We start from the raw sequence: 13918 nt of genomic DNA on the forward strand, positions 1-13918 counted from the left end.
CCATGGCTAAACAATGGCTTAAGTGGGTAGGGCAGCTGCCATAAATATTCTGTACCTGGCCAGGCTACTCTAAATTATTCCTCTAAAAAATAGTGGTATTCTCATAGTTTTTTGCAAAGAATATTTAAATTTAATACCGGTCTAGTCTCTGTATTTCATTTTTTACTATTTTTCGGGGCTGTATCCACTTTTTATTAGATGAAAGTTAGCATCTCAAAGCCTTTTAAACTCATCTATTCGTTGTATGCCCACGAATACCTGGGTTATTTGTTTGAATCGTTCGTGGTTCAGCTCGATGATGCTGGCCAGCTATCGTTTCTGCATCAGAATATCTCTTATAAAAATGCCGCTGAATTTGCTTCCGGCCTGGATGAGAAAGACTACGAGCTTATCCGCATTATGGACAGCATGCAGCAGGATGTTGTTATCAAGCAGTTCTGGAATAAAAAGGTAAACCCAAGTGAGTTCTTCCTGAAGGTTTATGACCAGGAAAAAGGAAACAGGCCTGTTCAGGAAGAAATAGAACGCTACCTGGAGCACCGCAGGGCACAGATCCTGGAGCGTATGCAGGGCAAGCTCCTGTTCGAGATGGGCAACGATGGTGAGCCTGCCTGGCGCCAGATACAGGTAATGCCGCAACAGGCTACCGTGCTCTTCCACTTCAGGCGTAATGAAGTAAGCACACACTACTTCCCTACGATTAAATATGGCGGACAAAAGCTCGATTTTCAGCGCAGGGGTGCTTACCTGGTTTGTAAAGATCCGGCCTGGCTGGTACTCAATAACAGGCTCTACACCTTTGAGCAGGAAGTGGATGGCAAAAAGCTGCAGCCCTTTTTACAAAAGCAGTTTATAGAGGTTCCCCGCAAGGTAGAGGATACCTATTACCGGCGTTTTGTAGCACCCCTGATCTCGCAGTTTGATGTACTGGCCGTGGGTTTCGAGATCAAGGAAGAAACCTACTCGCCGCAGCCGGTGCTTACCTTCTCTGAGCTGGCCGAAGCGCAAACAGCCGAACTAATGCTTTACGATGGCAATGGTGCACACAGCAGTGGTGACACAGTGGCTACTGCCGGCGGCAATAGTGGAAAAATACTGTTTAACCTTTCTTTCCGCTACGGTACATATTTATTTAAAGCCGATACCAATTCCGATACCAGCGTTCGCGTAGAACAGCAGGGCAGCGAATACATCTTCCATAAAGTAAAACGCCACACCTCAGACGAAAAGCGTATCTTAAAGCTGCTGCGGGATACGGGGCTGGACATCAGGCATGCCCGCACCACCCTACCCAAGCAACAGGCTTTCAGCTGGTTAAACACCTACCGCCGCCAGCTGGAAGAGCTTGGCTTTAGCATTGGCCAGAACGAGGCCGATGGCAAACGCTATTTCCTCGGCGAATCTTCCATTATCATAGAAGTTCGTGAAAATATCGACTGGTTTGATATATACGCTGTTATCCGCTTTGGTCCCTACGAAATTACTTTTCAGGAGCTGCGCAGGCACATCATGCGCCGCCAGACCGAAATAAAATTACCCAATGGCGAAGTAGCCGTTATCCCGGAACAGTGGTTTCTGGACTACAGTGAACTGTTTGCCTTTGCCGAAGATAATCGCGAGCAGGAAAACATGGTGTTGCGCAAGCATCACCTGGCCCTGGTGCAGGACCTGCAAAATGGTAACCTGGCGCAGGTAACCATGAGCCGCAAGCTGGAGATGCTGCGCAATTTTGAGGAGATAGAGGATCATCCTGTACCGATTAAATTCCAGGGACAGCTGCGCCCCTACCAGAAAGCCGGCTATAACTGGCTGCAGTTCCTGAATAAGTATGGCTTTGGCGGCTGCCTTGCCGATGATATGGGTCTTGGTAAAACCATTCAGACCCTGGCCATGCTGCAGGCCCAGAAAGAACTGGGGCAGGAAGGTACCTCACTGCTGGTAATGCCCACCTCCCTGATCTATAACTGGGAGATGGAGGCCAAACGCTTTACGCCTAACCTGCGGGTGCACCTGTACACCGGCACCGGCCGCAACAAAGATGTTAGCCGCTTCAAGAATTACGACCTGGTGCTTAGCTCTTATGGCATTGTGCGCCTGGATATAGAGGAGCTGCAGAAGTTCTATTTCAACTATGTAATTCTGGACGAATCGCAGGCCATTAAAAATCCGGGCAGCAATATTGCAAAGGCCGTGCGGGAGCTTAAAAGCCGCCGCCGCCTGATCCTGACCGGTACTCCGCTGGAAAACAGCACCATGGACCTCTGGTCGCAGATGCATTTTATTAACCCGGGCCTGCTGGGCAACCAGACTTTCTTCCGCAATGAGTTTCTGAACCCCATTGAGAAAAAGCAGGATGAAACCAAAACCGGCAAGCTCTACAGCATCATCAAGCCTTTTATTCTGCGGCGCCAGAAAACGCAGGTAGCCACCGAGCTACCCGATAAGGTAGAGAACATCCGCTACTGCAGCATGACGGAGGAGCAGGCCGAAAAATATGAGGCCGCCAAAAATTACTACCGCAGCCACATTCTGGACCAGATTGACCTGCACGGTGTAAAAAAATCGCAGTTTGTGCTCTTACAGGGCCTTACCAAACTACGCCAGATTGCCAACCACCCCTATATGGTGGATGAAGAGTATAAAGATAGCAGCGGCAAAATGGAGGAAGTGCTGGACATGCTGCAGAATGCTATTGCAGAAGGGCACAAGATCCTGGTGTTTAGCCAGTTTGTTAAGCACCTTACGCTGGTACGCAAGTACCTGGATGCCGAGAAAATACCTTATGCCTACCTCGATGGTGCCACCAAAGACAGGCAGGGACAGGTAGAGCGTTTTCAGAATGACCCCAAACTGCGCATCTTCCTGATTTCCCTTAAAGCCGGCGGCGTAGGCCTTAACCTCACCAAGGCCGATTATGTGTTTATGCTCGATCCCTGGTGGAACCCTGCCATTGAGCAGCAGGCCATTGACCGGGCGCACCGCATCGGACAGGAAAACCGTGTGTTTACTTATAAATTTATTACCAAAGACACGGTAGAAGAAAAAATACTGGCCCTGCAGCAACACAAAACCAGCCTGGCAGATAACCTGATTACCACAGAGGAGAGCTTTGTAAAGACACTTAGTAAGGAAGACATTGATAATATACTGGCTTAATATTTACAAGCCAGATAGCAGCAGGTTTAGAATCAGGGCCTATATCCTGCTTTTAGGCTATTTTCCTGTTATCTTTAAGTCAGTACCTATTATAAATTTTTCAGAAAACAGATAACATGAACCTCCCTCCCCTCTTTGCAGAACGCATGCAGCAACAGCTAGGTAGCCAGTACGATAATTTTGTACAGGCACTTGGAGAGGAGGCACCGGTAAGTCTGCGCTTGAACAGACATAAGTGGCACGGATCAGTACCTTATGCCCCCGTACCCTGGACCGACAGTGGCTATTACCTGCCCGAGCGCCCGCTTTTTGCACTTGACCCGCTCTGGCATGCGGGAGCTTATTATGTGCAGGAAGCCAGCAGCATGTTTCTGGAGCAGGCTTTTAAGCAGTACCTAACAGGCCACAACCCCTTGCTGGCGCTGGACCTCTGCGGAGCACCCGGTGGCAAAAGCACACACATCAGCAGCCTGTTACCCGAGGGAAGCCTGCTGGTGAGCAATGAGGTAATCCGCAGCCGTGCCAATATCCTGGCCGAGAACATACAAAAATGGGGCCTTGGCAATACCCTGGTGACTAATAGCGATCCGGAAGATTTTGCCAGGCTGGAGGGCCAGTTTGATGTAATGGTTGTAGATGCTCCCTGCAGTGGCGAAGGTTTATTCCGGAGAGATGTCGCCGCACAGGAAGAGTGGTCGCCAGCTAACATACAGCTATGTATGGAACGGCAGAGGCGCATCTTAATGGATGTATGGCCGGCGCTGAAACAGGGCGGCCTGCTTGTTTACAGCACCTGCACCTATAACCTGCAGGAAAATGAAGAAAACCTGCAGTGGCTAAGCAGGCAGGAGGCTGTTAAGAGCCTGCCGCTGGAGATACCGGAAAGCTGGGGCATTGAAGAAACCGAACTCAGCGGTATCAGGGGCTACCGTTTTTATCCGCACCGGCTAAAGGGCGAAGGCTTTTTTATGGCTGTACTGCAAAAACAAGGTGGTAACCTGGTGGGGCGTTTACCAAGAGTACGCAAAGCACATCTGGCAGCGCCTCCAAAAGGGCTTGCGCCCCTAGTACAGCCCTGGCTACTCGATGGTACCAACTGGGAAATTCTGCAGGAAGGCTCCCTGATCACTGCCTTCACTAAAGAATGGGTAGCAGAAATACAGGTGCTCTATGAGCAGTTAAAGGTAGTGTATGGAGGCATACAGCTGGCGGAGCCTAAAGGTAAAAGCATGATTCCCCAGCCTGCCCTGGCTCTTAGCACATATTTGAACCCTGCTGCATTTCCTACACTAGATGCAGATCTTGATACAGTACTTAGGTTTCTGCGTAAAGACGATATCTTACCTGAAAATACCCCCGATGGCTGGGTGCTGATCTGTTACCGGAATATAGGCCTGGGCTGGCTTAAAATGATGAAAAACCGCAGCAACAATTACTGGCCTACCTACTGGCGCATTCGCATGGAACTTCCAGCAGACCATCAGCCTGCTGTGTTGCCACTGTAGTAAACCCTGCTCTCTGGCACAGCCCAGGCATGCATAGGTTTTACCGCTTCATGGCAACGTTAGCAAAGCTAGTTCCTGCCAGACTTAACAATCATCGAAAGCAGCTTAATATTAGTACCTCCAGGATCATCCATATCCCTGAGGGCTTTAACATTTCCTGTAACCTACTGTTTTTTCAGTATGGTTCTTGAAACTGGAATAGCAGCTTTTTTACTGGCCATTACACATCTGTTTGCTGAAAAGATGAAAGATGCAGCCATACCACGCAGCAAATGGCTTTCTTTTGCTGGTGGTGTTGCCGTTGCTTATATTTTCGTACATCTGCTGCCGGCATTACAGGATGGCCAGGCTTATCTGCAGCAACATAACTTAGGTGTTAGCATCCTGAAGCATCCTGTCTATTTGCTCACACTTCTGGGGCTTGCAACCTTTTATGGTGTGGAACGACTGGCTGTTCTTTCTTCAGGATCGGAAAGAGCTGCTAAAGGGCAGCCATCAAGGCACTCCATTCGCACCTTTTGGATCCATATTATTGCTTTCTCTGTTTACAATGCACTTGTAGGTTACCTGCTGATCCATAACGGGAAAAAGTCTCTTACATCGCTGCTATTCTTTACTGTTGCAATGGCCTTTCATTTCCTGGTGAACGATTATGTGCTTTTTGACCACTACAGAAGCATTTACCGCCATAAAGGCCGCTGGGTGGTTACAGCAGCGGTATTAGGTGGCTGGCTGGCTGGCATGCTTGTGGATTTGCCTAAAGTATGGATATACATACTATATGCTTTTGTGGCCGGCAGCACTATTCTTAATGTGCTCAAGGAAGAATTACCTGAAGAACGCAGAAGCAATTTCTGGTCATTTGCCAGCGGCATGCTGGTATACAGCATTCTATTGATGTTTTCTTAAAAAAACCCTGCTTTAACAGCTGCGTATGATTTAACAAAGACAAGTATTAACTAAAATAACAAAGTTATGATGTGGAGATTAATTAGAACAGCAATAATGATTGCAGGTGCCAGGGCATTGTGGAGCAACAAATTTGTACGGAAAGCAGTGAAAAAAAGGATTTCTTATAGCACCCGCTCCTTACTACCCTTTTAATATTTATCAACAACAACGACAATTCCAGGCTGCAACTGCAGCCTTTTTTTGGCTCATGCTCATTCCAGGGCTGCAGAATCACTGCTGCCCTTAAAGATGATTATTGTTTTTTTAAAGGAAATGCTGCCCGGCTTTAGATATGAAGAGGTATAGGACGTATTGCACTACAGAAGCCGGGCAGCTTTGCTATTGGTTATAGCGGGTTGTAGAAATTCTTAATCGATCAATATTATTATAAGTAAAAGCTGGTTACCCGAAATTGGGGAAGCCTTCTAAGCATTTCAGACAGTGAGAATTTATTGATTCCAGAAAAAAGCAGAATCCTTCCCTGCCATTATAACTATCCTCTAAAAAAATAGAGTTAACATCTCCTTAGCCACATGAAAAGTATGCTCAACTTCAGCAGCTGAGCCACTGTACACCAAAAAAATCAAGCGTAATAAGCTGATTGGTACGTTAAAAAAACAGGAATTTTTTGATCCATTCCTCTTTATTAATATCAAGATAATGATTTAATAATAAAGAGAAGAATTAATTTTTAATCAAAAAACTATTTTTTACTGCAAACGATTCCGCAAACGTTATAAATGCATTGCTTGACTTTATTAACAAAGGCCGGTAACGTTTGAGCCAACTCCAGACCCTGATCTTTCTACTGCTGATTTCTATTACAGGAAACACAAAAGCCAGCGTTATGCCCCTAGTACTTGCTGCTGAGGTAGCAGTTGGCCTTAGCCACATCCTGTAGAAACACATAAAGAAACTTTGTACTTCAACGTAAAGCTTTGCTGATAGTGGTGCAAAGATAAAGTGGATCATTTAACAATCTGTAGATGCCAGAGCGAGAATACTTGAAGTAAGGTCTTTCACATTTAAGGATTAAAAGTATATTAAATAGGATTCGACTAATTGTTTTTCCAGTACTCCTCTCTATCTTTGTACTGCTATAAGACCTTAATGCACGAATTACTCTACAACTCTCCTATCGGACCTTTACTCATTACTGGCAGTGAAGCAGGTGTCAGATCAGTCCGCTTTCATCAGGGTGCTGCTCCTGATCCTAAAGGAGAGGCTGTACCTCAATGTATAGAGGAGGCAGCTGAACAGCTCACAGAATATTTTTGTCAGCTACGCCACCAGTTTAATCTCAAACTAGACCTGCAGGGGACTGCTTTTCAGCTATCGGTCTGGAGGGCGCTCGATGCAATAAACTGGGGCCATACCCTTAGTTATTCGCAACTGGCCGACCGCATAGGAGCAAACGGAGCTGCCCGAGCAGTAGGAATGGCTAATGCGCAGAATCCATGCCTGATAATACTGCCCTGCCACCGTGTTATTGGCAGCAATGGTGTACTTACGGGCTACGCAGGTGGCTTATTACGTAAACAATGGCTTCTTCAGCACGAACAGCAGGTACTGCAGCTTAACCTTTTTGGCTGATCCCCGCCCCCCTGCCCCGGCTTTACTTTCATAACTTTTTATATCTGGAGTACCAAATGCTGGCAGCAGCCTTTAGTAGCCAGGCCCCTAGCTATACTTCCCGGGCCAGTTGTCTGCATCAGGCAATTTTTGCCTGAGTCACATCCTGCTGCAGGCTAAAATAATCTTGTTCTTCAGGCAGTTGCCTAACCTAATGCCCACTTACGCGTAAATTTTACTGTGTAAGTGTTCTTGTGGAATACACTTCCAAACTGATTTTTTAGCCTATGAACGAGATACATATTCAAGAAAAACATATATATAACAGCCTTAACCCGCTTTTCAAGAACAATGGATACGAACTTCTGCCATTTCATAAACAGTTCCGGCTCCCTACGCGCAATGGTTACAGGGCAGCATTGATTGCAGTAAACGGCACACGCTACGAACAAACCATTGAGCTGAATTTAGGCATTCGGCTGGATATTGTTGAAGATCTGGTAAGTCAGTTCATCAGGGAATTACCTGTTAGTTACAGGGAAAACACTACCATTACAGCCTCTTACGGCAGGCTTACCGAACAACCTTACAAGCGTTTTCTGGTAAAGGATGAAGCGGATCTTTCAGCAGTATGTAAGCGCATAGAGGAGTTTATGACTGCCAAGGGCTTTAAGTTTCTGGAAAGCTTTGACAAGATGCGTAAGATAGACGGCCTTGTTAACAGAAAGCCGGAACAGGCCTGCTATTTATTAAATAACCAGGTAGTTCGCTGCTTTAAGGGCATAGCACTTGCCAAAATGACCCACCGTACAGATTTTAACAGACTGGTTAAGACCTATCTGAATTACCTGCACAAACAATGGGCTCCGCAGGCGGTGATAGATAATTATAAAAAATTCGTGCGCTTCCTGCGCTTTTATTCGCTTAACTAGCTGATCTACAGCATTGAGCACCTAAGGCTAGTGGGGAAGTACTTTACTGCTCCAGTGCGATGGCGCCCTGGCATGCCGATAGTAGTATTGCTGCTCTTCATTTAAATCAATGGTATTCTCATACCAGGGCAGGTGCCTTACGCTATAAGGATAATTCATTCTTAATGCCGGCACCATAGAGGCGGGCCCAAAACAATTAGGCCTGTACAGTGCAAATGTAGTATCGACGGGTGCTGAAAAAGCCAGCCTTTCCACCTTTTGTTTCCAAAACTGGCCTTCCCAGTCAATTACTTCCTGCCTTTTCTCATATTGTGCAGGTAAATCATTGATCAGCAATGACAGCCCCACTTTTCCCACCCTGTTGTATCTGCGCCTGCTTAGCATATAATGCATAGCTAACATGAAATCATCCGGACATTCTTCTACTAACTCCAGATCGCTATCGGTATATACATAATACTGATCTCTAAACTGTTCAAAAATTGGGGTATCCCAGAGAGCACAATAACCAACATTCTCCTTCAGAAAAAACGTTTTATAAGGTATATGACGGTAATACTCCAACAATGGAGGATAGCTGGATGCATTATCGATGATGAAGATATTCCGGTACCCCCTTTTTTCCAGCGAACAGATTAACCGCTTTAGGTAAGTCAGATGGTTGCGATTATTTATGATGATCGGTATTGCAAAGCAGGATTTCTGATGCGCTGCTTTATAGGCTCTGAAAGCAAAGCCTGTTTCCAGGGATCTTTTTAAGGAACGAAGGTCTTTCAATCCACGAACCACTGATTTTGCTACAGGCAGAAAAAGCCTGCGAGGCAAACCCTTTGCATGTTCCAGGCGTTCCAGGATAATCTGAGCACTATAAATGGGCGCTTGTGAATAAGATTCATGAGCTTCCTTGATCAGAGAGGCATAAGTCGGTGGCAGGAGTTGGTGAAGTATTTTGGTTCTTTCAGCTTCTATCAGAGGAATGTTAGACAGTTTACTGCTGATACCATCCATGCTGTAAACAGCCACATCGCTATCTACATATTGTGTTGTTATCTTTCCACTAATGATCAGTTTCAGAAAAAAAGCCCAGTCAGCAACAATCCTGATACTTTCATCATAAAGGCCATAAGTATCAAAAAGGCTTTTCTTAATAAGGGTAACAGGATGGCAGAGGGTGCCCTTTACCATAGTTTCTACTGTAATGGAATCAGGCATTTTTACCCTATCCCGCATACCATTTGGGAAAATCCGTCGGAGGTTTCCGTATATTAGGTCTGTATCTTTTCGACTATGTATTAACAGTTGTGTAATAACCTGCTCATCACACAAATAATCACCACTGTTTAAAAAGAGCAGGTATTTGCCGGTAGCTGCCCTTATGCCTTTGTTCATGGCAGCGTACATACCGCTATCCTGTTCGCTAATCCAGTAGGTTATCTGGTCATCATACTCCTTCAGTATGTCCACACTGCCATCTGTAGAGCCACCATCAATTACTATATACTCAATCTCCTTATACTCTTGCTGCAGCACGCTTCTGACAGTTCTTTCAAGACCTGCGCTGTTGTTAAGGTTAATGGTTATGATACTAATCTCCATGATTGCTGCCCCCACAGACTCAACCTAAAATTGCATAAAGAGGTTAAAGCAGTATGATGTCAAAGCCTTGAAGCCGTTGCCGCCGCAAAAGACTCCTTTCTTTTTTACACCCTTTACACATACTCGTAGGTATGCCCTTCGTGCTGCAGGCTTACGCCTCTTTCGCCTTTTTCCACTCGCCCTACTATTTGGGCCTCTACTCCAAAACTGTTTGCGATCTGTATTAGGGTACCGGCATATTGCTCGGGGAGGTAGGCCTCCATGCGGTGGCCCATATTAAATACCTTGAACATCTCCTGCATTGGAGTGCCACTCTCCTGCTGAATAAGCCTGAAAAGTGGAGGAACGGGCAGCAGTTTATCTTTGATGACGCGCAGGCCATCCGGCAGAAAGTGAAGTACTTTTGTCTGGGCACCACCACTGCAGTGCACCAGGCCATGCACATGCTGCCTGTGCTCGCCTATAAAGGCCTTTAATATCGGCGCATATGTACGTGTGGGCGAAAGCACCAGTTTGCCGGCATCCATCTGAACACCTGCAGGCAGGCCTTCTACAGGATCTGTTAACTTTTTGCTGCCGGCATACACCAGCTCCCGGGGTACTGCAGGGTCAAAGCTCTCGCTGTACTTATTGGCAAGGTAGTGGGCAAAAACATCATGACGGGCACTGGTAAGGCCGTTGCTGCCCATGCCGCCATTGTACTCCCGCTCATAGCTGGCCTGCCCGTAAGAGGCAAGGCCTACAATAACATCGCCGGCCTGTATGCGGTCGTTGCTGATAACATCGCTGCGGCGCATGCGTGCCACTACGGTACTGTCTACTATAATGGTGCGCACCAGGTCGCCTACGTCGGCGGTTTCGCCACCGGTACTCCATATGCCAATGCCATGGTCGCGCAGCAGCTGCAACACCTCTTCGGTACCCTCAATAATGGCGGCAATAACCTCTCCAGGAACCCTGTTTTTATTACGGCCAATGGTACTGCTAAGCAAAATGTTATCCATTGCCCCTACACAGAGCAGGTCGTCGGTATTCATGATGATGGCGTCCTGGGCAATACCTTTCCAAACGGAGAGGTCGCCGGTTTCCTGCCAGTAAAGCCAGGCGAGCGAAGATTTGGTGCCTGCCCCATCGGCATGCATAATGGTACACCAATCAGGGTCTCCGGCCAGCATATCGGGCACAATTTTACAAAAAGCTTTTGGAAAAAGGCCTTTATCCAGTTTGCTGATGGCCTGATGAACATCTTCTTTTGAGGCGCTTACGCCTCTTTGCATGTAACGGTCCTGCTGCATAGGAACAAAAATACAAAATGCCCGGCAAGCCGGGCATTGTTCTGGTATTAATTGCTGATTTTATCTGCCATCGTCGTTAAGCTCATCGAAAACAGCATCACGTTCAGGCTTTGAAGGCCTTTCTTTTTTGGGCTCTCTTTTTCTTTCCGGAGTCTCTTGCTGCTGCTGTTCCGGATCAATAACTACGGGAACACCTTCATCTTCTGTTGCATCCTGTTGTGGCATTACCACCTGCGCCTCTGGTGTGATTTCTGTTACCTTAAACTCGGTGCGGCGGTTAACCTGGTGTTCTTCTTCCGTTTCTGCATTTTCTATGATAGGCCTTGTTTTGCCATAACCACGGGCGGCAATCCGCCTGGGCTCCACACCCTTGGAGATAATGTACTGTACGGCAGATTCTGCGCGACGCTGCGACAGGTCTATGTTATAGGCCACATCACCGCGGGAGTCGGTATGAGAGCTTAGCTCAATAACCAGCTGCGGGTTATCTTGCAGTACGGTTACCAGCTTATCCAGCTCACGGGCTGCATCCTGCCTGATTTCTGCTTTGTCAAAATCGTAGTAGATATTCTCCAGTACAATTGCTCTGTCCAGTACAATTTTATCCAGGACTAGATCTGCATAATAGGTAGTATCTGTTTTAAACTCTTTCAAGGTCTTGCGGTCCAGGTAACGGCCATCCATTGGTATTTCTTTACGCGTGGTAAAGTAATCCTGGCGTTCGCCAATAATGAGGAACTGCGGCACACCCTCTTCCAGCTGAAAGCGGAAGCGGCCCTGATCATCAGATTCCACCACGTCCTGCTGGCGCTGCTCGTTATCCATCAGGCGCACCTGCACATTAGGCAGCACTACCTGCTTTCCTTCATCATCGGTAGTGTAGGTTACACCAGCCAGGTAATAGTTCACAATTTTAAGGTCTGGCGAGTTATTGATGAATGCGTAGATATCGTCATCGCCGGCACCACCATCCCTGTTGCTCGAGAAGTAGCCTTTATCGAGGGTGTAATAGCTTAGGCCAAAGTCGTCAGCAGGGCTGTTCATTGGCTCGCTCAGGTTTTCAATCACAATTTTACCATCGCGGCGGGTTGCAATAAACAGGTCAAGTCCGCCAAGGCCGGGGTGCCCGTCGGAGCTAAAGTACAAACGATTATCTACCGATACATAGGGAAACATTTCGTTGCCTGCAGTATTGATTTCTTTGCCAAGGTTTTGAACCCTGCCCCAGTTACCCCTGGCATCTATCTGTGCGGAGTAAAGGTCTACACCACCCATGCCGCCACGGCGGTTAGAGGCAAAATAGAGGGTTTTGCCATTGCGGCTAAAAGCAGGGGTGCTATCCCAGGAGCGCAGGTCATTGATGGGCATGATCTGTGGCTCACTCCACTGCTCATTGCGGAAGTAACTCACATACAGGTTTACTTCTTCTCCTCCTTTTTTACCTTTAGCATTACCCCTGGCAAATACCATGGTGTTACCATCGGGGCTAAAGGCAATGGTACCTTCTGCACGGTCGGCCAGGTTAAAGGCTTCGGGCAGCTCCTGTACCGTTGTAGGTACTACTTCCATGGCCTGGCCTACATTTGCTTTGTACAGGTTGGTGAATGATTTACCAGTAGCCTTGTTTGTTCTGTCGTCGCTGCGCGAAGATGTAAAGTATAATTCGTTACCGCGGGCAACAGCACCGTATTCAGATTCAGGTGTATTGATGTTGGGCAGGTGCTTAATTTTGAAAACAGGCTCGCGGCTCAGAATATCACTTAAGGCCTGCAGGTTGCTTATTTCTTTGTTTGCACGCTGCTTATACTCCTCGTTCCGGGGCGAGCTTCCCAGGTAATCCTGGAACTGCTGGCGGGCCTCGGTGTATTTGCTGTTTGCCTTCATGGCATAGCCGTAGTAGAAGCGGGCTTCCTCATCCTGCAAACCTCCCTGCAGTGCAGCAGCATAGTAAGGCTCTGCCTCTCCAATGCGGTTAGATAGTCTGTACGATTCGGCTATATAGAAATTGGCCTTGGGATTGTTATCACCCGCTTTCTTAAACTGTTCAATCGCTACCTGGTACTCTCCCAGCTGATAGCTCTGTAAGCCCTTTTTGTAAGGACTACAGCTTGCAACCAGCAACACCAATAGTACACACCACAGATTTAAAAATTGATCTTTTCTCATATTATCTTCAGCATTCGCACCCTTTTACAGTAGTTGAGCTAGGTTACTTTTTTTGTAGTACAGGCTAATGCAACGGAAAACACAGGCGTATGCTGCCAGATTTCACTGTTGCCATGCAGTACAAATGGGGCTTCTTTTGAAAGTTAAGTATTTTACCGCAAAGAATAACGTTTTAAAGACGCTTCCTGTATGTTGTTTTCACTTTTTTCGCCGGATAATAACAACATTATTTGTTCAGGGATAAAAAAATAAAAAAGCTGACGTTTTTGGAACGTCAGCTCTTTGATATCAGGCTGTTTTCAGATGCTTAAAATAATCATTTCTTGTCTGAATCAGCTTATCGATAGAGATGGGTGTTTTAATGTACTCTGCTACCGCCTTGTATTGTTTGGCTTTCTCAATATCGTTTTTATAAACAGATGAGGTAAGCAGGATCAGCATAATGTCTTTTCCCATTTTTTCCCTGAACTCCTCGTAGGCATCCAGGAAATCCCAGCCATCCATAAACGGCATATTGATATCCAGAAAAATAAGATCTGGAAGCTCCTCGGTATTTCCGACGTTATTTCTCAGGTAGGAGAGCGCCTCTTCAGCATCGTTAAAAATGGTAACGCTGTTGGCAATCCCTGCACGCAAGATAAGCTCATAGCAAAGATTGCTATGAATCTCATCATCGTCTACCAGCATAATGCGGTTTATCTTCTCCTGGCTCATTTGCTACTTCACGCTAAAATTACAGCACAAA

Annotated in this window: 9 protein-coding genes; 5 read left to right on the plus strand and 4 right to left on the minus strand. The window is 46.6% G+C overall.

Annotated elements, in window-relative coordinates; all coding sequences use genetic code 11:
- Positions 1-198 precede the first annotated feature (198 nt).
- The 5 genes from KWJ01_RS25860 to KWJ01_RS25880 all read left to right on the plus strand — a co-directional run bounded on the left by KWJ01_RS25860 (position 199) and on the right by KWJ01_RS25880 (position 8116).
- Complete coding sequence (locus tag KWJ01_RS25860) at positions 199-3156, plus strand: DEAD/DEAH box helicase (RefSeq protein ID WP_225000035.1); 2958 nt, start codon at positions 199-201, stop codon at positions 3154-3156.
- A gap of 116 nt (positions 3157-3272) precedes the next feature.
- Positions 3273-4661, plus strand: a complete 1389-nt coding sequence (locus tag KWJ01_RS25865) for an RsmB/NOP family class I SAM-dependent RNA methyltransferase (protein WP_225000036.1) — start codon at positions 3273-3275, stop codon at positions 4659-4661.
- A gap of 180 nt (positions 4662-4841) precedes the next feature.
- Positions 4842-5570, plus strand: a complete 729-nt coding sequence (locus KWJ01_RS25870; RefSeq protein ID WP_225000037.1) for a hypothetical protein — start codon at positions 4842-4844, stop codon at positions 5568-5570.
- A 1152-nt stretch (positions 5571-6722) separates the two neighbouring features.
- Positions 6723-7205 (plus strand): methylated-DNA--[protein]-cysteine S-methyltransferase, encoded by a 483-nt coding sequence (locus KWJ01_RS25875; protein ID WP_225000038.1) that lies wholly within the window; start codon positions 6723-6725, stop codon positions 7203-7205.
- 266 nt (positions 7206-7471) lie between these two features.
- The gene (locus tag KWJ01_RS25880) at positions 7472-8116 is read left to right on the plus strand and encodes a hypothetical protein (RefSeq protein ID WP_225000039.1); all 645 of its coding nucleotides are present in this window, start codon (positions 7472-7474) and stop codon (positions 8114-8116) included.
- A gap of 27 nt (positions 8117-8143) precedes the next feature.
- On the opposite strand, the gene KWJ01_RS25885 is transcribed toward KWJ01_RS25880, so the two are convergent.
- The 4 genes from KWJ01_RS25885 to KWJ01_RS25900 all read right to left on the minus strand — a co-directional run bounded on the left by KWJ01_RS25885 (position 8144) and on the right by KWJ01_RS25900 (position 13887).
- Entirely contained in the window at positions 8144-9712 is a 1569-nt protein-coding gene (locus tag KWJ01_RS25885; RefSeq protein WP_225000040.1) for a glycosyltransferase, read from the minus strand.
- A gap of 113 nt (positions 9713-9825) precedes the next feature.
- The gene (locus tag KWJ01_RS25890) at positions 9826-11007 is read right to left on the minus strand and encodes an AIR synthase related protein (RefSeq protein WP_225000041.1); all 1182 of its coding nucleotides are present in this window, start codon (positions 11005-11007) and stop codon (positions 9826-9828) included.
- Between the two features lie 60 nt (positions 11008-11067).
- Complete coding sequence (locus KWJ01_RS25895) at positions 11068-13173, minus strand: OmpA family protein (RefSeq protein WP_225000042.1); 2106 nt, start codon at positions 13171-13173, stop codon at positions 11068-11070.
- 288 nt (positions 13174-13461) lie between these two features.
- Complete coding sequence (locus KWJ01_RS25900; RefSeq protein ID WP_225000043.1) at positions 13462-13887, minus strand: response regulator; 426 nt, start codon at positions 13885-13887, stop codon at positions 13462-13464.
- Positions 13888-13918: the final 31 nt, after the last annotated feature.

The organism is Cesiribacter sp. SM1 (assembly GCF_020178975.1).
Classification (GTDB): domain Bacteria; phylum Bacteroidota; class Bacteroidia; order Cytophagales; family Cyclobacteriaceae; genus Cesiribacter.